The organism is Paraburkholderia kururiensis (assembly GCF_034424375.1).
Lineage (GTDB): Bacteria > Pseudomonadota > Gammaproteobacteria > Burkholderiales > Burkholderiaceae > Paraburkholderia > Paraburkholderia kururiensis_A.
The window spans coordinates 6,582,065-6,603,157 of sequence record NZ_CP139965.1 but is presented as its reverse complement, the minus strand read 5'-3'; the positions used below and the strand labels follow the sequence as shown (position 1 = coordinate 6,603,157).

The following is a 21,093-nucleotide window of genomic DNA, read 5'->3' as shown; positions in this document are numbered from 1 at the left end:
AGCAGCAGCATGGGCGGACGATTCGTCCGGCTTGGCGAAACGGGCCGGGAAACAGTGAAGCTACGCATAAACGGTGCCGACGTGGAGGCGCTCGCGGGCGACACGTTGCTCGTGGCGATGCTCTGCGCGGTGGATCACGTGCGCCAGTCGGAATTCGGCGACGAGACGCGCGCCGGCTTTTGCCTGATGGGCGCGTGCCAGGACTGCTGGGTCTGGACGGAAGCCGGCGAACGCCTGCGCGCCTGCACGACGGAAGTACGCGAGGGCATGCAGATCGTCACCACACAACCGGAGGTGCAATGGGCCAACCTCGCGTAATCGTCGTGGGCGCGGGTCCGGCCGGCGTGCGCTGCACGGAGACGCTGCTCGCAGCCGGCATTGCGCCTGTCGTGATCGACGAAGGCCGCCGCGACGGCGGCCAGATCTACCGGCGACAGCCCGAGAACTTCGGGCGTCCTTACGAAAAACTCTACGGCACCGAGGCGAGCCGTGCGGCTCACCTGCACTCGACGTTCGAGCGTGTGCGCGCCCAGGTCGACTACCGGCCCGACACACTCGCATGGAACGTGAGCAAGGGGCACCTGTATGTGCTGCATCGCGGCCAGTCGCATGCGCTGCCTTACGACGCGCTCGTGCTGTGCCCCGGCGCGACCGATCGCCTGATGCCGGTGAAGGGCTGGCAACGCGCGGGCACGTACAGCCTGGGCGCATCGCAGATTGCGCTGAAGGCGCAGGCGTGCTCGATCGGAAGTCACGTCGTGTTCATGGGATCGGGGCCGTTGCTGTATCTCGTCGCGAATCAGTACGTGCGTGCCGGCGCACGCGTGGCGGCAGTGCTCGATACATCGCCCGCCTCCGCGCGGCTGCGGGCGCTGCCCAAACTGATCGCGCGACCGGACGTGCTGAAGAAGGGCGCGGCGCTCGTCTCTGCGCTGAAGAAGTCCGGCGTGCATGTGGAGCACGGCATCGAGCCGCTCGAAATTCTGGGCACCGACGCCCACGGCGTGGAAGGCGTTCAGTACCGCGATGCGAAGGGCGAGGTGCGCCGGATCGCATGCGATGCCGTGGCGCTCGGCTACCACCTGCGTCCCGAAACGCAGCTGGCCGACCTCGCGCGCTGCGCGTTCCGCTTCGATGAAGGCACCCGCCAGTGGCTGCCGCAGATCGACGAGCTGGGTCGCAGCTCGCAGGCGGGCGTCTATCTGGCAGGCGACGGCGTTCGCGTGCTGGGCGCCGATGGTGCGGAACTGGCGGGACGGCTCGCCGCGTATGCGGTGTTGAGCGATCTGGGTCATACGGTGTCCGAAGCAACGCTCGCGCCTCTCAAAGCGCAGCAGCGCAAGATGGATCGCTTCCGCCAGGGCCTGGCCCAGGCCTTCCCGTGGCCCGCGGCACAGGCGGCGCGACTTTCCGACGAGATCATTGCCTGCCGCTGCGAAGGCATTACCGTGGGCGAACTGCGGCGCGTCATCAAGAACGAAGGCGCGTGCGAGGCGAATCGTGCGAAGGCGTTCAGCCGTGTGGGCATGGGCCGCTGCCAGGGGCGCTACTGCGGCCACGCCGCAGCGGAGATCATTGCGGCCGCCGCAGGCGTGCCGCTCGAACAGGTGGGACGGTTGCGCGGCCAGGCGCCTGTGAAGCCGCTTGCCATCTCGACCGTGGAAATCGTGGCGGACGCCCGCCCCGGCAGTGCCGCCGCGGCCGAAGCACCCCTTGCCAAAGGCGTCACGGAGGTTCACGAATGAAACGCGCTGAAGCCGATGTGATGATCGTGGGCGGCGGCATCATGGGTGCAGCCACGGCGTTTTTTCTGCGCCGCCGCGGGCGCTCCGTCATTTTGATCGAACGTGGTTTGATCGGGCAGCAGGCGAGCGGAACCAACTTCGGTAACGTGCGTCGTCAAGGACGTTTTCTGCCGCAACTACCGCTTGCGAACCGCTCCCGCGAAATCTGGGGCAAGCTGCCTGCGCTCATCAATCACGACGCGGAGTTCTTGCCGTCCGGGCATATTCGCGTCTGCTATCGCGAAGAACAGGCGCACACGCTCGAAACGTACGCGAAGGACGCGCGCCAGTACGGCCTCATGCTCGACGTCATGCGCGGCGAACAGATGCGCTCGCGCTTTCCCTTCCTTGGCCCTGAAGTGCTGGCAGCGTCGTATTCGGCGACGGACGGCCATGCGAACCCACGCCTCGCCGCGCCCGCGTTCGGACGTGCGGCCGCGCGGCTCGGCGCGCAGATCGAAGAGAACACCGAGATCGCGACGGTTGAAAAAGAGGGCGCGGCGTTCCGTGCGACGGCCGTGGACGGTCGCACGTTCCATGCGCCGGTGTTGCTGATTACCGCGGGCGCATGGGGCAGTACGCTCAGCGAGCAATTCGGCGAGCCGGTACCGCTTGCCGTGCACGGTCCGCAAATGGCCGTGACGGAGCCCGTGCCGTACGGCATTCGGCCCGTGGTGGGCGTGTCGTCGCCGCTGCTCGAAGAGGTGGTGTATTTCCGGCAGATCGAACGCGGCAACATCGTGTTCGGCGGCTGTGCGCGCGGGCCCGCGTATCCCGATCTGCGTCGCGCGTACGTGTTGCCGGAGAGCACGCTGCTGCAGTTTCGCCAGTTGCAGCGCCTCGCGCCCGCACTCGCGCGGCTCAACATCATTCGCGTGTGGAGCGGTATTGAAGGCTACGTCTCGGACGATATTCCGGTGATGGGGGCGAGCGGCAAGGTGAGCAACCTTTACTATGCGTTCGGCTTTTCGGGCCACGGCTTTCAGCTTGGACCGGGCGTAGGCGACACCATGGCCGAGCTGATCGACACTGGCGCCACCACCACGCCGCTGGGTCCGTTCCACATTGGTCGATTTGCTTCGTCCTCCCAGGAAGTGGCGGCAACCGCATCGGCCGGGGCCGCTGCATAGGAACACAGATGACTTCCCTCGACGATGCCAGCGACACGGGGACGGCGGGCGTGGCCACGCAGCCTATCGAGCGTGCTATCGAGTTCATCGAGCGTTCGTTCGCGCAGCCCGTCACATTGGCGACGCTGGCTGCGACCGCCGAACTAAGCGTGTCGCGTTTTGCGGCGCTCTTTCGCGCGCAGGTGGGCATCTCGCCGCATCGGTACGTGTGCCTCGTACGGGTGCGTCATGCGCAAAAGCTGCTGCGTGGAGGCGTGCCGCCATCGGTGGTAGCAACCGAAGTCGGCTTCTTCGATCAGAGCCACCTGGGGCGGCATTTCAAGCGTACGCTGGGCACGACCCCGGCGGCTTATCTCGCGGCGGCGGAGTAGCTGCCGCTTTCGCTTCGCCATGTGACGGGAGCGACGGCGGCGACGTCCATTTCCCGCCGTCTGTCGGCACCGCCATCCTTCAACGATCGAACGCGATACCGCACTCACGCAACTGCCGCACGCCGCTTTCCAGGTGAGCACGCGCGCTCTCGGCGTCGCCCGCACGTATCTGCTCGTAGGCGAGTTGTGCGACTTCGGCGGGAATGCACTTGAGCGGCCGGTTCGTGCTCATGGCCTTGAGTTGCACCTCGGCAGCGCGCTCCAGGTAGTAGAGATCGTCCCAGGCCTGCGCGATATCGGGCGCGGCCACCATCACACCGTGATTCTTGAGGAACAGGATGTCGGCGTCGCCCATCGCTGCGGCGATGCGGTCGCCTTCCGATTCGTCCAGAGCCAGACCGTTGTAATGCTCGTCCACTGCGGTGCGGCCGTAGAACTTCAGTGACGTTTGCCCCAGCCAGAGCAGAGGCGGGCCTTCCAGCAGACACAAGGCCGTGGCGTTCGGCATGTGCGTGTGAAACGCAGCTTTCACGCGCGGCATCAACCGATGCAGCCGTGCGTGAATATAGAACGCCGTGGCTTCGGGCTTGCCTTCACCTTCGATCACGTTGCCGTGGAAGTCGCAGATCAGGAGACGCGACGCGGTGATCTCGCTGAACGCGTAGCCGTAGGGGTTCACGAAGAACAGATCGTCGTGGCCCGGTACGACAGCAGAGAAATGATTGCAGACGCCTTCCTCGAAGCCGTTGAGTGCTGCGAGCCGGAAGCACGCGGCGAGTTCGACGCGGGCCTGCACGATGGCATCCGACGCGAGATCGAGGCGGCGCGAAGCGGCGGCGGACGGCGAGGTGGTGAGCGTGTGAGCCATGTTGAAGTTTGCCTGGGGCTTGATCGGAACGACGGATAGGTGGCGGGAGAGCGTGTGTTGTCGCGAACGTGATCTTCGCGCGAGAGCGGGGCGTCGTCCAGTCACGAATCCATTAAGTATTCCGTGAGTCGCACGGAAAGGCTTCTGCAAGGAACGAGCCTCGCGCTCCATTCCTTTGTTATCGGGATTGCAAAAACTCATTTCGTTCCGTATCACTTGTCGTGGTGCATATGCACAGGCAATATGGCGCGGTCGAACTGGAACGCGTGGTGGCGGGTGCCGATCCGTGCACGAACATGTGCACCGCCGTCCGGGTGCGGTTTTCCTTCATCTTTACGAGTGCATAAGCACAGAGATCATGAGTACGACATCTGCTCAAACTCCCGCAGTCGCCGGCGCCGTACCGGCAGCTCGTGTCCGCACGATTCCATGGATGCTGCTCGCCGTCATCGGCGTGGTGCTGGCGGTCTGTGCCGCGCTCGCCTACTGGTTCGTGGTGGGCCGCTGGGTGGAGTCCACGGACGACGCCTACGTGGGCGGCAACGTCACGGTCATTGCGCCGAAGGTAACGGGCTTCGTGGACCAGGTGCTGGTGCAGGACAACCAGTACGTGAAGGCCAACCAGGTGCTGATTCGCCTCGATTCGCGCGACTACGACGCGAAGCTCGCGCAGGCCATCGCGGAAGTGAACAGTGCCGCGGCCTCCGTCAACGAACTGAAGGCGAAGCGCGCGCTTCAGCTTGCCGTGATCGATCAGCAGGCCGCAGGCGTAACGGCGGCGCGCGCGGAACTGGTGCGCACGAACGCGGACCAGTTGCGTTACCGGCAGCTCGTGAAGGACGACGCCGTGTCCAATCAGCTGGTCGAACAGGCCGACGCAGCGTTTGCGAAAGCCAAAGCGGCGGTGGAGGGCAACGGTGCATCGCTGCTCGCGGCGAAACAGCAGCTCACCGTGCTCGACGCACAGATTGCCGATGCCGACGCGCGCGTCGCCAAGGCGCAGGCCGAGCAGCGCTATGCGCAGCTCAATGTCGACTACACGACGATACGTTCGCCCGTAGACGGCTACGTAGGCAATCGCACGGCCCGAGTAGGCCTGCTGGCTTCCGCGGGAACGTCGATGCTCACGGTGGTGCCCGCGCAGGGCTTGTGGATCGATGCCAATTTCAAGGAAGACCAGCTGAGGAAGATGCACGACGGCGACCCCGCCGAAGTGACGCTGGACGCTCATGCGGGCACGATACGCGGCACCGTGCAAAGCATTGCACCGGCTACGGGCGCGACCTTCAGCGTGCTGCCGCCCGAGAACGCCACCGGCAACTTCACGAAGATCGTGCAGCGCGTGCCGGTGCGCGTCGTGCTCGACGTGCCGAAAGATGCGCAGTACCTGCGCCCGGGGCTTTCCGCGACTGTGCGCGTGCATCTCGCGGGTGCGCGTCAGCACAACGGCTAAACCCGTACCCACGGCCGCGGAGACCGCATCATGACCTCACACGTTCCCGTCAACCCGATGGACCTGCCGCTGCGCACCAAGGTCACGGCATTCGCGTTGATGTGCCTCGGCTTCTTCATGGCGACGCTCGACATCCAGATCGTCGCTTCGTCGCTGCGAGACATCGGCGGCGGACTGTCGGCGAGCCAGGACGAGCTCTCCTGGATTCAGACGGCCTATCTGATCGCCGAGATCATCGTGATTCCGATGTCCGGCTGGCTCACGCGCGTGTTCTCCACGCGTTGGCTCTTCGCGGCTTCCGCGCTGGGCTTCACGATTGCCAGCATGCTGTGCGGAATGGCATGGGACATCAACTCGGAGATCCTGTTCCGCGCGCTGCAAGGCGCGCTCGGTGCGGCGATGATTCCCACGGTCTTTACAACAGCGTTCGTGCTGTTCCCCGGCAGGCAGCGCGCGCTGGCGGCCACCACCATCGGCGCGCTCGCCACGCTGGCGCCGGCCATCGGCCCCGTGATAGGCGGCTGGATCACCGACCAGTGGTCGTGGCACTGGCTCTTCTACCTCAACGTGGTGCCCGGCATTGCGGTGACGGTGCTGGTGCCGAAGTTCGTGCATATCGACGAGCCTGACGTGAGCCTGCTGAAGAAGGGCGACTATCTCGGCATTCTGCTGATGTCGGGCTTTCTGGGATGTCTCGAATACGTGCTGGAAGAAGGGCCGCGCAAGAACTGGCTGGGCGATACGACCATTCTGGTCTGCGTCTGGATATCGGCCATCTGCGGCTTTCTCTTCATCGTTCATGCGCTCACCGCGCGCGAAACGGTCGTCGATCTGCGCGCGCTGCGCATTCGCAACTTCGCACTCGGCTCCACGCTCTCGTTCATCACCGGCATCGGCATCTTCTGTACCGTGTTCCTGACGCCCGTATTTCTCGCACGCGTACGCGGCTTCAGTTCGATGCAAACCGGGTTCGCGCTGCTTTCGGTGGGCATCGCGCAGGTCGTGGCGCTCGTGGTCTATTCGCGGCTCTCCACGCGTATCGATCTGCGCTGGCTGAACCTGTTCGGCCTCGCGCTGTTCGGCCTCGGCTGCTATCTCTATGTGCCTGTGACGAGCGAATGGGGCTGGCGAGAGCTGCTGCTGCCGCAGGTGTTGCGCGGCATGGGCCAGCAGTTCTGCATTCCGCCCATCGTCACGATGGCGCTCGGTGCGCTGCCGCCCGCGCGTCTGCGTTCGGCAAGCGGGCTCTTCAATCTGATGCGTAATCTGGGCGGCGCTATTGGCGTGGCCGTGAGCAACACCATGCTGAACGACCGGCTCAATTTTCATTACCTGCGCCTCAACGAGCACGTCACGGACGGGCGGCCGGTCGTGGAGGCGCTGCTCGGGCGCGCGTCGGACCAGATCGGCACGGTGGCCGGGAACGTGCTCAGCGGTCCGCAGGCCGGCCTTGAACTGCTGCACAACGTTGCGATGCGCGAGGCGCTCACGCTCACTTTCTCCGATGCCTACTTCGCCGTGGCGTGCTGCTTTGTCGTGGCCATCGGCTGCGCGCTGTTCGTGCGCAGGCTCGACACCGCCACGCCACCCCCCGATGCTCATTGAGACCACCGCCATGCCCCCCCGCATCCGAACGACGCTGCTTGCCTTCGCGGTAAGCCTCGCGCTTGCAGCATGTGCCGTGCCGCCCGCCACGCACGCCGATCTTTCGCAACAGGTGCGCCAGATGGCGCCCACCGAATTCGACGTGGCCGTGCCGCCCGACAGCATGGACGCCGACGCCTGGTGGCAGCAGTTCGGCGATCCGGTCATGCACGACCTCGTGAGCACCGTGCTCGACCAGAATCTCGACCTGAAGGCTGCCGCCGAGCGCGTGCGCCAGGCCGAGGCGCAGACCACGGTGCAGCACGCGGCGCTGCTGCCCGAGCTGAACGCCAACGCCAATGCGAGCGATACGCGCATCATCGTGCCGCCGCCGCTCGGCTATGTACGGCAGGCGGGCTTCGGTCTGTCGGCCAGCTGGAACCCGGACGTGTTCGGCGGCGAGCGTCTCGCGCTGCTCGCAGCGAAGGCCCAGGCGACGGGCACGCGCGAGGCGCTGAACGAACTGCGTCTCGCGCTGGCGGCGAACACTGCGGACGCCTACATCGAATTGCGTTGGGCCCAAAGCGAGCTGGGCATTCTCGAAGATAACCAGCGAATTCGCGAGCGCACGCTGCGGCTCACGCAGGAGCGTCTGCATTACGGGCTTTCGACGAAGCTCGACGTGGCGCGTGCGCAAAACCAGCTGAGCGAACTGCAGGCGCGCATTCCACCTGTTCAGTCGCGAATCCAGCATCAGTCGAGCCTGATTGCGGTGTACACGGGGCGCACGCCCGAGAGCCTGAACACGGCCGTGTTCGGCCGCGGCGAGATACCGGTGCCGCGCACGTCGGCACCTTCCACGCTGCCTTCCGAAGCACTGTTGCGTCGCCCCGACGTGCGCGTGGCCTATGCGGCCGTCGAGCAGCGCGCGGCGCAGGTGGGCGCCGCCAGGGCAGAACGGTATCCGAAGTTCTCGCTGAATCTGAGCGACGGTTTGCTCGCGGCGTCGTATCTCGGCTTGCCCACGCTCACCGACAACCTGTTCAGCGCGGCGCTGGGCGCGACGAGCCCGATCTTCAACGCGGGCCGCATCGATGCCGACATCGCGAAGAGCGAGAGCCAGATGCGCGAGTCGCAGTTGAATCTCAACGGTGCGTTGCTCAACGCGTTGAAGGACATCGAAGATACGCGCAGCGATCTCGTGAGCGCGTCCGGTGCCGTGGAGCGGCTGGGCGCCGCGCTCGGTGCATCGGGCGATGCGCTGCGTCTTTCGAACGAACTCTACAAGGGCGGGGCGTCGAGCTTTCTCGACGTGCTGACCGCGCAGGAAAGCTATCTGCACGACGACGAATCGTTGAACGAAGCGAAGCGCGATCATGCGCTCGCGGCGGTCGCGATGTATCGCGCGCTGGGTGGCGGCTGGCGTGTCGAAGCGGGTGGCGACGCGGTGGCAGCAAACGCGTCGGCATCGGATTCGGCCAAGGGTGCCGTCGCGCACGGCGCCACGCCATAAGCGGGCAAATCATCATGAGTCACGCAGATTGCCTCGACGAATCCCATGGCTTCGCGATGCGTCAGGCTGCACGCTATCTCGCCAAACTCTACGAGCGGCACCTGAAGGCAGCGGCGCTTACGCCCACGCAGTTCGCCATTCTGGCGCGCCTGAGCCAGGGCGCAACGCTCACGTTCTGCGAACTCGCGGACGCGCTGTTGCTGGATCGAACCACGCTCGTGCGTGCTGTGAGCGCCTTGCGCCGCGCGCGACTCGTTCGGGCCGAGGCCGCGGGCGACGACGCGCGCACGCTCCACTTCGCGCTGACCGACGAGGGAAAAGCGGCGCATCGTGCGGCGCGGCCGCTGTGGGACGCGGCGCAACAGGAACTGGAACGCGATTTTGGCCGCGAGCGTGCAGAGAGTCTCAGGCACGAGCTGGTCGAACTCGCGAAGCTGGGGCGGCGATAGGCGAGCACGGTTCGTCACGAATTCATATCGCAGGCGCGGCACGGCAGCTGTTCTGTCACCCAATGAGGCGCGTCTGAAAGCGCCGGGTCCCTTGCAGAAAGAGCGACTGCTTTACTGATCGAGCGCGAAAACGGCGCAGTTTCGTACTGGTCGACGTGCGCTGAAACCTTTGCCGCGGCAGGGCGCCCGGTATCTCTTACCCGCCTCTGTGCGTCTTTCGAAAAAAACGGCAAATCCTCCTAAAGTCACACCAATCGACGCCGTTATACAGGCCGGCGTCGGAATGTTCGCTCCGGATTTCTCCCTCCAGCAACCGTCGGCCCCAACGGTCCCCATGCGGGCGGCGCGCGGCTCTCGCGTCCTTACCTCCCGAACGCTTCCTCTCTGAAGTCAGCGGCTTTTTTGCCGGTTCAGCACACGTATTCAGGTATCCGTATCATGTCCTCCAGAAATGTTTTGGTGCCGCGCGACGCACGCGGGCTTTCTATTGACGCGTCCGTGTCGCGACGGAAATTTCTGGCGGGCCTGCTGGCCGGAGCGGGCAGCATGGCGCTCGCCGCGTGCGGCGGGGGCGGGGGTGGGGGCAGCACCACGACGATGACGACCGCGTCGAATACGAGCGGATCGAACACGACGAACGCGGGCACGACCGCAACCAGCGCGACGACCGGCACGGCGGGTACGTCCACGACATCGAACAACGTCGCCACGAAGCTCGCGGAATCCACGTCGGGCACCACGTTGCCTCCTGCTACGCAGCTCATCGACGCGTCCGGCATGAACTGGACGATCTCGAATGGCCGCGTGATCTGCGGGCATACCAACACGCTGTGTCCCATTACGCCGAACATGCTGCTGTACTGGAACCACACCGTGTACGCGCGCAACGTGGCCGGCGTCTGGTACAAGAACCTGAACGGCATCTGGAGCATTGCGTCGGATCCGCGCAGCGCGCCGATCTTCTATGGCCTCAACGGGCATCCGCTGCAGACTACCGGCGCGTATGCCACGCAAACGCCCGCGCAGCAGATCGCGATGCTGGCCGACCTGGGCGCGACGGTGTATCGCCTCGACTGCTACGGCGCCACGAGCGACGCCCAGGCGCTCGCGCGCTATGCGCAAGCGGCTGTCGGCACGAGCGTCACGATCCTGCCGTGCCTCGCGTTCCATCAGGCCATGTTCACCACGACCGAACAGGACAACTACGATTGGGCGTTCCAGTGCGGCGTGAATACCGCCACGGCATTGCAGGCCTGGTGCCCGATCTACGAGATCGGCAACGAGATCGACGACTACTGCTGCATCGGCGTGGGCGAGACACCGTCTTCGTTCGACAACACGCGTTTTCAGCTGGTGCGCGGGCTGCTGCGCGGCGCCGCGGACGGCATCAGGTCCGTTCAGCCGGGCGCGAAGATCATTCGCGGCGGCGGCGTCACGACGCTCATCGGCTTCAACAACATGCTCTGGAACGGCACGCAGCCCGACGGCACGAGCGGCCACCCGCGGCTCACGTGGGACTACACGGGCTGGCACTGGTACGAAACGAGCGGCAACATCATGACGGCCTACGACGGCACGGTGACGCCGCTCAACATCCTGCAGAACCTGCAACAGTACGGCGTGCCGGTGTGGATCACCGAAGTGGGCTTCAATACCGGCGACACCGATCAAGGCGCCGCCTATATCACGCAGGTCTTCAACCAGTACTTCACGGAACGCTCCACCTACAACATCGCCGGCATCTGTTTCTACGAGCTGTTCGACGTGGCCGCCGAGAATACCTTCGGCCTTGTCAGTGCAGACGGCGTGACGAAGAAGCAGGGCTATACCGCGTACAAGAACTTCGCGACCGCCCATCCCGTCTGAGCGATGCCGGCGCAGCCGGGAGCAGTGGCAAGGGTGACATATCGCGACATGATTCCGTAGTCGCCTTCGTACGCGTACGCCCCTAAGATTCGCCTGCCCCTTCATCCCGCACGAGACGCCGCACGTTGCCGGCGCCGTGCCGCGGGGCGGAACGACACGGAGGACTTCATGAAACGCGTACTCGTCACGCTTGCCTTTTGCATCTTTTCCACGGCCGCGACGGCGCAGACCGCCATGCCGCCCGCAGGCGGCATGCGCATGCAACGCATGCTCCAGCAACTCGAGACCCGCTTCGCCAACGCGAACACCACGCATGACGGCAAGCTCACGCGAGAACAGGCGGCGAGCGGCATGCCCAGGGTCGCGCAGCATTTCGACGAAATCGATACGCAAAAAATGGGCTTCGTGACGCTGCCGCAGATCGAAGACTTTATGAAGCAACGCGCGGCGTCGCGTTGAACGGCTTCGTCGATCGGCCGGATTCAGCCTGTCGCGCCGCCAGAACCCGAACGCGGAGTCACGTGGAACGCGCGCGCATGCCCGCGGAGTTGGTGCACAATCGCGACGAGGCACAGACCCGGAGAGGCGGCATGGAGCGGGCAGAGAAGATCATCGTGCTCGACGACGAGGCGGAGCTGCGCAACATGCTGCAGCGCTTCCTCACGCAGCACGGCTTTCACGTGCGGGTGGTGCCGGACAGCCGGCGTCTCGACCGCTATCTGCAGCGCGAGCCGTTCGACCTGCTCGTGCTCGACCTCATGATGGAGCCGGAAGACGGGCTCTCGGTATGCCGCCGGTTGCGCGCCGAAGGGTACACGCTGCCCATCCTCATGCTCACGGCGAAGGGCGACCCCGTGGATAGAGTGGTCGGCCTCGAGACCGGTGCCGACGATTACCTGGCCAAACCTTTCCTGCCCGGCGAGCTGGTGGCCCGCATTCGCGCGTTGCTGCGCGGACGAAAGATGGCGGCGGGCGACCCTGTCGTGGCTGCACAGGCGCTGCGCTTCGGCGAGTTTCGCTTCGACGTCGGCAGGCAGACGCTTACGCGCGCCGGTGAGCCGGTCGAGGTGCATTCGGCGCAGATGCTGCTGTTGCAGGCGCTGGGGGCGTCGCCGAACCGGCCCGTGAGCCGCGAAAATCTGCTGGCCCGCGCGCGCGGGCGCGATCACGAAGCCTTGGACCGCAGCATCGACGTGCAGATTTTGCGGCTGCGGCAGATCGTTGAGAGCGATCCGTCGAAGCCGCGTTTCATTCGAACGGTGTGGGGCGTTGGCTACATGCTCGTGGCCGACATCGAGTCATGATGCGGCGCACGCCGGCCGCGATGGACCATGCACGCAACGTGGCACGGGCGCGCTCGCTGTCGCCGCGTTCGCTCCTCACTCGCAACATCGTGCTGCTCGTTGCGCTCGTGGCGTTCACGCAGATCTGCTCGCTCACGGTCCTGCTGCATTACGTGCAGCGTCCGCGCGTGGAGCGCGCGGCAACGGCGTTTGCGGACTACGTGCAGCGTATCGACCGCACGCTCGCTCCCTTGCGCGCCGACGAAGGTCGTGCCGCGGCGGCGCGGCTCGGTGCCGTGGAAGCGTTGCCGTCCACCCTCGACGACGAACCGCGCCGCGACCTCGTCCACTTCTATCGCATGATTCAGCGCAGGGTGTTTCTCGATGCGTTGCGGCGCCACCTGCCTGCCGACATGCCCGTCATCTGGCAGACCGGCCGCACACAGAAGCTGTGGATTCGCGTGCACGTGGCCGGCGCGCCGTACTGGATCACGCTGCCCTTGAACGAGGAAGCGGAAGTGAGCGGCGTGACTACGGCACTCGTGCTCTCCATCGTGCTGGCGCTCGCGGCCGCGCTGACGGGCTTTGCGATCCAGCGGCATATCAACCGGCCCTTGCGCGAACTTGCGCAGGCGGCACAGCAATTGAGCGCGGGCGAAGAGCCGGCACCGTTGCCGACGAACGGCCCAACCGAAATCGCGCAAGTGAGCGCGGCGTTCAACCAGATGATGGCGGCGCTGCGCCAGGCCGAGACAACGCGCGCGCTGATGCTGGCCGGCGTGTCGCACGACATTCGTACGCCGCTGACGAAGCTGCGTCTTGCCATCGCAATGAGTCCGTCCGGTGGCGAGCGCCGCGAAAGGGACGAAGGGGGCGAAGGGAACGAAGGGAACGACGACTCGCTTGCGGCATCGGCGCAGCGCTATCTGGACCAGATCGACACCATCCTCCAGCAGTTCATGGACTATGCGGGCAGCGGCGAGCGTGAAACTCCACAACCGGGTGACCTCAATGCACTGGTCAGCCAGCTTGCCGCGGATTTTGCGGGCCTTGGCCACGACTTCGAACTCTCGCTGGGCGAGGTGCCGGTGTTCGCGTTTCGCCCCATCGGCACCCTGCGCATGCTGATGAACCTCATGCAAAACGCCGTGGCCTATGGACGTACCGGCCTTGCGGTACGAACATGGACAGAGCGCGGCATGGCGTGGGTGGCGGTGGGCGATCGGGGCCAGGGACTCACGGCCGAAGCACTCGAGCAGTTGAAAGCTCCGTTCAGTCGCGGCAGCAATGCCCGTACGCTGTCGGCCGGCACGGGTCTCGGCCTTGCCATCGTGGAGCGGATTGCGCGCTTGCACGGTGGATCGCTACAGTTTCGCGCACGCGATGGCGGCGGACTGGAGGCGTTGGTGAACATGCCGCTGTTGCCTGCCGCCCCGCATTCGCAAGCGAGCGCGCAGCAGCGGAAGACGCGTTAGCTTTTCGAAACCTGTCCAGCGGTTAGCGCATCGCGAAGAAGCCAGGAGGCTGTGATGAAATTCGACTACAAGCAGTTTCACATCGACGCATCGCCCCTCGACGAAGGCGGCCACTTCTACGCGCGCGCGAAGATTTTCCGGCGCACGGGGCAGGGCAGCGCACCTGTCGAAGTGAAGTACTCCGGCGACCTGGGCGACTATCACTTCGACACCGACGCCGTGGCGGCCGCGCAAAAGTGGGCGATCCAGTGGTGCGACGAGCACGCCGAATGAGCCATGTGCGCGTTTACGCGCCGAGCTGTGCCAGATACGGCCACGGGTAGATGCCGCGCGCGTGGCCGTCGCTGAATGCGAGTTGCACACCGTAGTGGCCGACGGGTTGCACGTCGAGCAGTGTCACGTCCTGCGGCACGTGAACGGTCCCGGCAGTGAGCCGTGCGTGACGGCACGCGGCGCACGGGCAAGCCGCGCGCAACGCGGCGCAGTGAAGCGTGGCGGTTTGCGTACCGCTCCAGCGCAGCGTCAACGTGCGTGCAGCGCGGTTCAGCGTGACTTCTTCGGGCAGTTTCATCGCGCGGCACTTTCCAGCTGGTTTAGCGCAATGCGCACGGCCTTGCGTACGTCAGGATCGCGGTCGTCGAGTGCGGCCTGCAACGCGGGTATCGTGCGAGGGTCGCAGAGTTCGCCGAGTGCGAGCGCGGCTTCCTTGCGCAGGTTGCTGATGGCGTGCGCAAGCAGACTCGCCACGTTCGGTGCCGCAGCCGTATCGCGAAGCCGCCCGAGCGCGCGCACGGCGCGAACGCGAACTTGCCAGTAAGAATCGTCGAGTGCCTCAATCAACGCGTCGCGGGCGTTCGCGGGGCGCAGCTTGCCCAGCGTCGTGGCCGCTTCCTCGCGTACTTGCCATGCTTCGTCGCGCAGCGCGGTAAGCAAGGCCTCGATCGCGACGGCGTCTTCCGCAGCAGCGGAACCGAGACCACCGGCAGCGGCGCGGCGCACGTCGGCGTGGTCGTCCTGGGTGGCGAGTCTCGCCAGCGGCGCGAGGGCGCGTGCGTCACGCAGCCAGCCGAGCACGCCGACCGCTTCCAGCCGAACGTGCGCGTCGGCGTGATCGAGCGCACCCCGTGCCGGCGCGAACGATTCCGATGCCCGCAATTCTCGCAACGCGCGTAACACGGCGGCCAGCACGTGAGGCTCGGGGCGTGCCGCCCAGTGGCACAGTGTGGCCGCCGACGATGCCTGTTTCAACGCGGCAAGACTCTGCGCCGCGGCTTCGCGTACTTCATCCGCTGTATCGAGCAGTGCGTGGCACAGCGCATCCACCGTTGCCTCGTCTTCCCAGGCAATGAGGATGCGCGCCGCTTCGGCCCGCACGGCCGCGTCGGCATCATGGCGCAAGGCGTGGCGAACGGGCGGGACGAGATCAGTGTCTTCGAGGTCCGCGAGTTCGATGAGCGCGACGCGGCGCACGGCGGCATCCGTTGCGGACAGCCTCGCGAGCAGCGCCGACGTTTCGGCCGTGGAGGCGCCGGCAAGCAGGTCTTCTCGCACGGCGAACGGTTGAATGGTCATGAGAAGCAGGTCTCCATGCGGGCGCATCAACGCAGCAGATAGGGAATGTCCACCTTCACCGCGCCGGTCGGGCAGTCCTGCTCGCAGGGCATGCAGTACCAGCATTCGTCGAACTGCATGTAGGCCTTGCCTTTGCTGAGGTCGATGGCGAGCAGGTCGAGCGGGCAGACATCGACGCACACCGTGCAGCCCTTGTCGGCGATGCACTTGTCTTCGTCGATCGTGACGGGCGCGACACTGCGATGAAGAATGTCGCGCGGGGTGTGCGATGAAAGAGGCATGGCGTGCTCCATAACGTGGTGCGTGAAGTGCAAGGCGAGGGTCAGGCCGGCTGCGTCTCCGCAGACTTCGCGCCGATGCGCAGCTTCTGGTAGGCGTCGCGCTCGCTGTCGGCCAACGGCACCACGTAGGGTTCCACCGGGCGCTTCCTGCACGCCATCTCGCCGCGCGCGTTCCTGTACAACTCCGTGTGGCAGAACCAGTCGCGGTCGTCGCGTTGCGGAAACTCGACGCGATGGTGGTACAGGCCCCAGCGGCTTTCGGTGCGAAAAAGCGAGGCACGTGCGGCCATTTCCGCGCAATCGCGAATGGCGCGCACTTCGGCCGCACGCATCAGCTCGTGTGCGTTGTGGGCTTTCATGGCGTCGATGTCGTCGGCAATGGCCGCAAAGCGGGCGAGGCCGATTTCCATCTTGCGCGTCACCTTCGGCGGCTGAAGGTAATCGTTCACCATGCGGCGCAGTTTGTATTCGACCTGCGCGGGCGCGAGGCCGTTTTCGCGTTCGAGCGGCGCGTAGATACGCGTGCGTTCCGCGGCAAGCTGCGCCTCGTCGAGCTGGGCATGCGAGCGGCCCGCCACGTAGTCCGCCGCATGCTGGCCGGCGAACCAGCCGTAGGTGAACGCGCCGAGCATGTAGTTGTGCGGGACCGCGGCCATGTCGCCGGCCGCGTAGAGCCCCGGCACGGAGGTCTGCGCGTGTTCGTTCACGCGTACGCCCGAAGCGCTGTGGCCGCTGCAGAAGCCGATTTCGGAGATGTGCATTTCCACCATCTGCCGGCGGTAGTCGGTGCCGCGGCCGGTGTGGAAACGTCCGCGGCTGGGGCGTTCGTTGGTATGCAGAATCTGTTCGATGGTCTGGATCGTTTCTTCCGCAAGATGGTCGAGCTTCAGGAACACGGGACCGTTGCCGCTTTGCAGCTCCTGGTAGAACTCCCACATCATCTGGCCGCTCCAGTAGTCGCATTCGATGAAGCGTTCGCCCTTGCTGTTCGCGGTGAACCCGCCTAACGGGCCCGTGACGTAGGCACAGGCCGGCCCGTTGTAGTCCTTGATGAGCGGATTGATCTGGAAGCACTCCAGATTCGCGAGCGCGGCACCGGCGTGCCATGCCATCGCGTAACCGTCGCCGGCATTGGTGGGGTTTTCGTAGGTGCCCATCAGATAACCGGACGCGGGCAGGCCGAGGCGGCCGGCGGCGCCGCAACACAGAATGACGGCCTTTGCGCGCACCACGTAAAAGTCCGCAGTGCGGCAGTCGAAGCCGAGCACGCCGCACACGTTGCCATGCGAATCGGTGAGTAGCCGCGTGGCCACGATGCGGTTCGTGATCGCCACGCGGGCGCGCTTCAATTGCCGGTACAGCACCTTCTTGATGTCGTGACCTTCGGGCATGGGCAACACGTACGAGCCCATGTGATGCACTTTCTTCACGGCGTAGTCGCCCGTGGCGTCTTTTTCGAAACGTACGCCCCAGCGGTCGAGCTGCTCGATCGTGGCGAAGCTGTGCTTCGCGTAGGCATATACCGTGGACTGATCGACGATGCCGTCGTTCGCGATGGTGATCTCGCGCGTGTACTGCTCCGGCGTGGCATGGCCGGGAATTACCGCGTTGTTGAGGCCGTCCATGCCCATGGAGATGGCGCCGCTGCGCTTCACGTTGGCCTTTTCGAGCAGCAGCACGTTGAGCGTCGGGTCGCGTTCTTTCGCTTTGACGGCGGCCATCGGGCCGGCCGTGCCGCCGCCGACCACGACGATGTCGTATTCGAGTACGTGGGTGTTCATGACGCTTGCCTTGTGGATGAATGGACGCTTTCGTTATACGGCCCGTTCGCGGTCGATGCGCAGCCGGTACTGGAAGGCTTCGCCGCGGAAGTAGAGAAATTCGTAATCGACGGGAGCGCCGCTCGCATCGTGCGTGAGGCGCTCGATACGCAGCACGGCGCTCCCTTCATCGACATTCAGCGCGTTGGCCACTTCGGCGCTCGCGAGTGTGGCGTCGATGGCGACGTCGGCATGGCCCAACGGCACACCGCAATCGTTCTCGATGACGAGGAAGACGTCGCGCGTGGCGAGATCGGCCTTCGCGAGCCGCTTGCCGATTGCTTCGGGCACCCAGGTGATTTCGTAGGACACGGGCTCGCGGTCGAGCAGCCGCACGCGCCGGATCTCTACCACGGGGGCGCCTTCCGGAAGTGCGAGCCGCGCGGCAACGGCCTCGCTCGCGCCCGATGCGCGCACACCCTGCACGAGATTGACCACCTCGTGCCCGAGCGACGACATGGCTTCGGCGAACCCTTGCAGCGACGTCACGTTCTGGAACGCCTTGGGCCGCGAAACGAACGTGCCTTTGCCGTGCTGCTTGAAGAGCAACCCTTCCTTTTGCAGGTCGCCCAGCGCCTGCCGCACGGTGATGCGGCTCACGCCGAACGACGTGCAGAGTTCATGCTCCGAAGGCATGCGGTCGTGCGGCGCGTAGGTACCGTCCAGAATGCGCGCACGCAATACGTCCTTGATCTGCGCGTAGCGGGGCTGCGGCGGCAGCCTGGCGGGCGGAGGTGTTGCGGCAAGCGTGGACATGGTGCGAACTTGTTATGACAAGACGAGTTCGCAGTCTAGCCAGCGCAACGCGTGCTTCAAACGAAGCATTTCCGATATCGATCTGCGCTTTTGCGATGAACGTCTGCGATATGCGCGAACGCGAAATGGATAGCAGAAAAAACTGGAAGCGGTGCGTTGACCGTGCGCGTATGTGCCACGCATGATGGCGCTTCGAATGCGGGCATCACGCAATCCCAAATACCTGCCAACACGCTCATAGCAGACGATAGAACCATGACAGCGAATCACTCATCACACGACGACATCGAACCACGCGCAGATAACGCGCAACGGCGCGCGCTGCTGAAGCACGCGCTGACGGGCACGGCGACACTCGCCGCCGTGCGCGCGGCGGGCATGGCGAGCGGCCTCGCGGCGCTTGCGTCGAGCATCGATGCACGCGCTCAAGGCAACGGCAAGGTGCTGCGCGTGGGCTATCAGAAGTACGGCAACTTCATCGTGCTCAAGGCGAGCGGCGCGCTCGAAAAGCGCCTGGCGCCGCTCGGCGTCACGGTGCAATGGACCGAGTTCCCAGGTGGGCCGCAACTGCTCGAAGGGCTCAACGCGGGCGCGGTGGATGTGGGTACGGTGGGCGAGACGCCGCCCATCTTCGCGCAGGCGGGCGGCGTGGATTTCGTCTACATCGGCAGCGAACCGCCTGCGCCGAAGGCCGAGGCCATCGTGGTGCCGCACGATTCGCCCATTCGCTCCGTGGCCGATCTGCGCGGCAAGAAGGTGGCGCTCAATCGCGGCTCGAACGTGCATTACCTGCTCGTGAAGGCGCTGGAACAGGCGAAGGTGGGCTACCAGGAGATCGTGCCCGCGTATCTGCCTCCCGCGGACGCGCGCGCGGCGTTCACGCAGGGCAGCGTGGACGCATGGGTCATCTGGGATCCTTATCTTGCCGCTGTGCAGCGCCAGGCGAACGCGCGCGTGCTCGTGGACGGCGAGGGGCTCGTGCGCAACACGCAGTACTACCTGGCAGGCCGTAGATTCGCGAGTGCGCAGCCGCAACTCGTGCATGCGTTGCTGGAAGAAGTGAGCCGTATCGACACGTGGGCGCGCGACAACATCCCGGCTGTGGCGGCGCAGCTTTCGCCGCAGGTGGGGCTCGACACGGCCACGCTGGAACTCGCGCTGAAGCGCACCACGTATGGCGTGCAACGCGTGGATGCGGCCACCATTGCGTATCAGCAGCAGATTGCCGATACGTTCACGAATCTCAAGCTGATTCCGAAGAAGCTCGACGTGGCGCAGGCGCGCTGGGACGACGCAGCGTCGTAGGTTTTCAGCCGCTATTTCAGCCGCTGTGCGCGGGCGGATACCCGACGTTCCGCCCGCGCACTCCCATGACTAGCGGCAGTGCTTGCTGCCGGTGCCGCCGTGCTCGTGCGCGTGTTCGTCCATGCACGCGTCTTCTTCGATCTGCACGGTGACGTGGTCGATGTTGAAGCGCGTTGCCAGCCGGCGCTGCACGGCACTCACCACCTCGCGGTGAGGCGCACCTTCCACAGGATGCACGTGCAGCGTGACCATGTGCTGCTCGCCGGTAATGGACCACGCGTGAATGTGATGCGCGTTGCGCACCTGAGGCACGTTTTGTTCGAGGTCCGATTTGATCTCGGCGAGATCCGTTCCTTCGGGCGACCCTTCCAGCAGAATGTGCGCCGACGACCGCACGATGCCCCACGCGCTCTTGAGAATCACGACGGCGACGAAGATGGAGAGGATGGGGTCGATGGGCGTCCAGCCCGTCAGCAGAATCACGCCTGCGGCCACGATGGCCGCGACCGACCCGAGCATGTCGCCCAGCACATGCAGCCACGCGCCGCGCACGTTGAGGTTTTCGCGGTTGCCGCCGTGAAGAATCAGAAACGCCACCACGTTCGACGCGAGACCCGCAATCGCCACGATCATCATCGTCTTGCCCGCAACGGGCACGGGCGAGGCGAAGCGCTGCACGGCTTCGACCACGATCCATGCGGCAATGACGAAGAGCGCGCAGCCGTTCACGAAGGCGGCGAGAATTTCGAGCCGCTTGTAGCCGTACGAGAGTTGCGCGGTAGCGGGGCGCTTGCCGTAGTGAATGGCGACCCAGCTGAAGCCGAGTGCTGCGGCGTCGCTTACCATGTGCCCCGCGTCGGCGAGCAGTGCCAGCGAGCCGGACATCAGGCCGCCCACCACCTCCACCACCATGAACAACGCAATGACGACGAACGCCCAGCCGATGCGATGCTGGTCCGTGACGCCGTGCAGATGGTTGTGGCCGGCGTGGCTGTGATCGTGCGCGGCGTGATGCCCCGCATGGTCGTGATCGTGCTCATCGCCATGAGCATGGCCATGCGGATGGTCGTGGCCGCCGTGATGGTGGTCGTGCGAGTGTGGGTGTGCCATGGGACGCGTGCGTGGCTAAACTGGAGGTCTGGGCATTATATACACATATAAACATCTATTGATGTGATTTCAGAGGAACGTGAATGCGGCCTTTCGAGTTGAGCGACGACCAGGTGGTGGAACTGGCGGAAATGTTCCGGCTGATGGGCGACCCCAGCCGCCTGAAGATCATCGCGTCGTGCCTGAGCGCGCCGATGTGCGTTTCGGATATCGCCGCGAAGCACGGCCTCTCGCAGCCGCTCGTGAGCCATCATCTGCGGCTGCTGCGCGCGGCGCGCGTGCTGCGGGCCGAACGGCGCGGCAAGCAGATCTTCTACGAAGCCGCGGACGAACACGTGAAGCGCGTGATCGACGATATGACGGAACACGTCTGCGAGCATTTGTCTTCCGAGTTCGACGAGGGCCACAAAGACGTCTGAGCCTTGCATGCCGCGGGCATTATTTTCTTAAGCAACCGGTAAGAAACATCGGGC

The 21,093-nt window shown here is 65.2% G+C and carries 22 protein-coding genes; 15 read left to right on the top strand and 7 right to left on the bottom strand.

Features of this window, described 5'->3' with window-relative positions:
• The first annotated feature begins 9 nt into the window (after nucleotides 1-9).
• From U0042_RS29440 to U0042_RS29425, 4 genes are read left to right on the top strand one after another with little or no spacing between them, the layout of a single operon-like run.
• Nucleotides 10-318, top strand: coding sequence for a (2Fe-2S)-binding protein (locus U0042_RS29440; protein ID WP_114811268.1), 309 nt, complete (start codon nucleotides 10-12; stop codon nucleotides 316-318).
• Nucleotides 300-1,745, top strand: a complete 1,446-nt coding sequence (locus U0042_RS29435; protein ID WP_114811269.1) for an NAD(P)/FAD-dependent oxidoreductase — start codon at nucleotides 300-302, stop codon at nucleotides 1,743-1,745. Before U0042_RS29440 ends, U0042_RS29435 begins: the two co-directional genes overlap by 19 nt.
• Complete coding sequence (locus U0042_RS29430) at nucleotides 1,742-2,914, top strand: NAD(P)/FAD-dependent oxidoreductase (RefSeq protein WP_114811270.1); 1,173 nt, start codon at nucleotides 1,742-1,744, stop codon at nucleotides 2,912-2,914. Before U0042_RS29435 ends, U0042_RS29430 begins: the two co-directional genes overlap by 4 nt.
• Nucleotides 2,915-2,922: 8 nt before the next feature.
• Nucleotides 2,923-3,285 carry a helix-turn-helix domain-containing protein gene (locus tag U0042_RS29425; protein ID WP_114811271.1) on the top strand — a complete coding sequence of 121 codons (363 nt, stop codon included), beginning with the start codon at nucleotides 2,923-2,925 and terminating at the stop codon, nucleotides 3,283-3,285.
• Between the two features lie 79 nt (nucleotides 3,286-3,364).
• On the opposite strand, the gene U0042_RS29420 is transcribed toward U0042_RS29425, so the two are convergent.
• Nucleotides 3,365-4,153, bottom strand: a complete 789-nt coding sequence (locus U0042_RS29420; RefSeq protein WP_114811272.1) for an aldolase — start codon at nucleotides 4,151-4,153, stop codon at nucleotides 3,365-3,367.
• A 358-nt stretch (nucleotides 4,154-4,511) separates the two neighbouring features.
• Here U0042_RS29420 and U0042_RS29415 point away from each other — a divergent pair, with 358 nt between their 5' ends.
• The 9 genes from U0042_RS29415 (at nucleotide 4,512) to U0042_RS29375 (ending at nucleotide 14,049) form a co-directional block, all read left to right on the top strand.
• Nucleotides 4,512-5,606, top strand: coding sequence for an HlyD family secretion protein (locus U0042_RS29415; protein ID WP_114811273.1), 1,095 nt, complete (start codon nucleotides 4,512-4,514; stop codon nucleotides 5,604-5,606).
• Nucleotides 5,607-5,636: 30 nt separating this feature from the next.
• Nucleotides 5,637-7,211 (top strand): DHA2 family efflux MFS transporter permease subunit, encoded by a 1,575-nt coding sequence (locus tag U0042_RS29410; RefSeq protein WP_114811274.1) that lies wholly within the window; start codon nucleotides 5,637-5,639, stop codon nucleotides 7,209-7,211.
• 10 nt (nucleotides 7,212-7,221) lie between these two features.
• On the top strand, nucleotides 7,222-8,703 hold the full coding sequence (locus tag U0042_RS29405) for an efflux transporter outer membrane subunit (RefSeq protein ID WP_114811275.1): 1,482 nt from the start codon (nucleotides 7,222-7,224) through the stop codon (nucleotides 8,701-8,703).
• Nucleotides 8,704-8,717: 14 nt separating this feature from the next.
• Nucleotides 8,718-9,152, top strand: coding sequence for a MarR family winged helix-turn-helix transcriptional regulator (locus tag U0042_RS29400; protein WP_114811276.1), 435 nt, complete (start codon nucleotides 8,718-8,720; stop codon nucleotides 9,150-9,152).
• Between the two features lie 498 nt (nucleotides 9,153-9,650).
• Nucleotides 9,651-11,018, top strand: a complete 1,368-nt coding sequence (locus tag U0042_RS29395) for a hypothetical protein (RefSeq protein WP_157977831.1) — start codon at nucleotides 9,651-9,653, stop codon at nucleotides 11,016-11,018.
• 168 nt (nucleotides 11,019-11,186) lie between these two features.
• Nucleotides 11,187-11,477, top strand: coding sequence for an EF-hand domain-containing protein (locus tag U0042_RS29390; protein ID WP_114811278.1), 291 nt, complete (start codon nucleotides 11,187-11,189; stop codon nucleotides 11,475-11,477).
• A gap of 131 nt (nucleotides 11,478-11,608) precedes the next feature.
• Complete coding sequence (locus U0042_RS29385; protein ID WP_114811409.1) at nucleotides 11,609-12,322, top strand: response regulator; 714 nt, start codon at nucleotides 11,609-11,611, stop codon at nucleotides 12,320-12,322.
• A 20-nt stretch (nucleotides 12,323-12,342) separates the two neighbouring features.
• The gene (locus tag U0042_RS29380) at nucleotides 12,343-13,776 is read left to right on the top strand and encodes an ATP-binding protein (protein ID WP_114811410.1); all 1,434 of its coding nucleotides are present in this window, start codon (nucleotides 12,343-12,345) and stop codon (nucleotides 13,774-13,776) included.
• A 54-nt stretch (nucleotides 13,777-13,830) separates the two neighbouring features.
• Nucleotides 13,831-14,049, top strand: coding sequence for a hypothetical protein (locus tag U0042_RS29375; protein ID WP_114811279.1), 219 nt, complete (start codon nucleotides 13,831-13,833; stop codon nucleotides 14,047-14,049).
• 13 nt (nucleotides 14,050-14,062) lie between these two features.
• On the opposite strand, the gene U0042_RS29370 is transcribed toward U0042_RS29375, so the two are convergent.
• Genes U0042_RS29370 through U0042_RS29350 form a run of 5 tightly spaced genes read right to left on the bottom strand, consistent with a single transcriptional unit; the run spans nucleotide 14,063 to nucleotide 18,205 of the window.
• Entirely contained in the window at nucleotides 14,063-14,347 is a 285-nt protein-coding gene (locus U0042_RS29370) for a gamma-butyrobetaine hydroxylase-like domain-containing protein (RefSeq protein ID WP_114811280.1), read from the bottom strand.
• A complete protein-coding gene (locus U0042_RS29365; protein WP_114811281.1) occupies nucleotides 14,344-15,348 on the bottom strand; it encodes a HEAT repeat domain-containing protein in 1,005 nt (334 codons plus the stop codon). Before U0042_RS29365 ends, U0042_RS29370 begins: the two co-directional genes overlap by 4 nt.
• A gap of 26 nt (nucleotides 15,349-15,374) precedes the next feature.
• The gene (locus tag U0042_RS29360; RefSeq protein WP_114811411.1) at nucleotides 15,375-15,629 is read right to left on the bottom strand and encodes a 4Fe-4S dicluster domain-containing protein; all 255 of its coding nucleotides are present in this window, start codon (nucleotides 15,627-15,629) and stop codon (nucleotides 15,375-15,377) included.
• Between the two features lie 41 nt (nucleotides 15,630-15,670).
• Nucleotides 15,671-17,410, bottom strand: coding sequence for a fumarate reductase/succinate dehydrogenase flavoprotein subunit (locus tag U0042_RS29355; protein ID WP_114811282.1), 1,740 nt, complete (start codon nucleotides 17,408-17,410; stop codon nucleotides 15,671-15,673).
• 33 nt (nucleotides 17,411-17,443) lie between these two features.
• A complete protein-coding gene (locus U0042_RS29350; protein WP_114811283.1) occupies nucleotides 17,444-18,205 on the bottom strand; it encodes a GntR family transcriptional regulator in 762 nt (253 codons plus the stop codon).
• 255 nt (nucleotides 18,206-18,460) lie between these two features.
• Here U0042_RS29350 and U0042_RS29345 point away from each other — a divergent pair, with 255 nt between their 5' ends.
• Complete coding sequence (locus U0042_RS29345) at nucleotides 18,461-19,510, top strand: sulfonate ABC transporter substrate-binding protein (RefSeq protein WP_114811284.1); 1,050 nt, start codon at nucleotides 18,461-18,463, stop codon at nucleotides 19,508-19,510.
• A 69-nt stretch (nucleotides 19,511-19,579) separates the two neighbouring features.
• On the opposite strand, the gene U0042_RS29340 is transcribed toward U0042_RS29345, so the two are convergent.
• Entirely contained in the window at nucleotides 19,580-20,620 is a 1,041-nt protein-coding gene (locus tag U0042_RS29340; protein ID WP_114811285.1) for a cation diffusion facilitator family transporter, read from the bottom strand.
• An 83-nt stretch (nucleotides 20,621-20,703) separates the two neighbouring features.
• Here U0042_RS29340 and U0042_RS29335 point away from each other — a divergent pair, with 83 nt between their 5' ends.
• Nucleotides 20,704-21,039, top strand: a complete 336-nt coding sequence (locus U0042_RS29335; protein ID WP_114811286.1) for an ArsR/SmtB family transcription factor — start codon at nucleotides 20,704-20,706, stop codon at nucleotides 21,037-21,039.
• Nucleotides 21,040-21,093 lie beyond the last annotated feature (54 nt).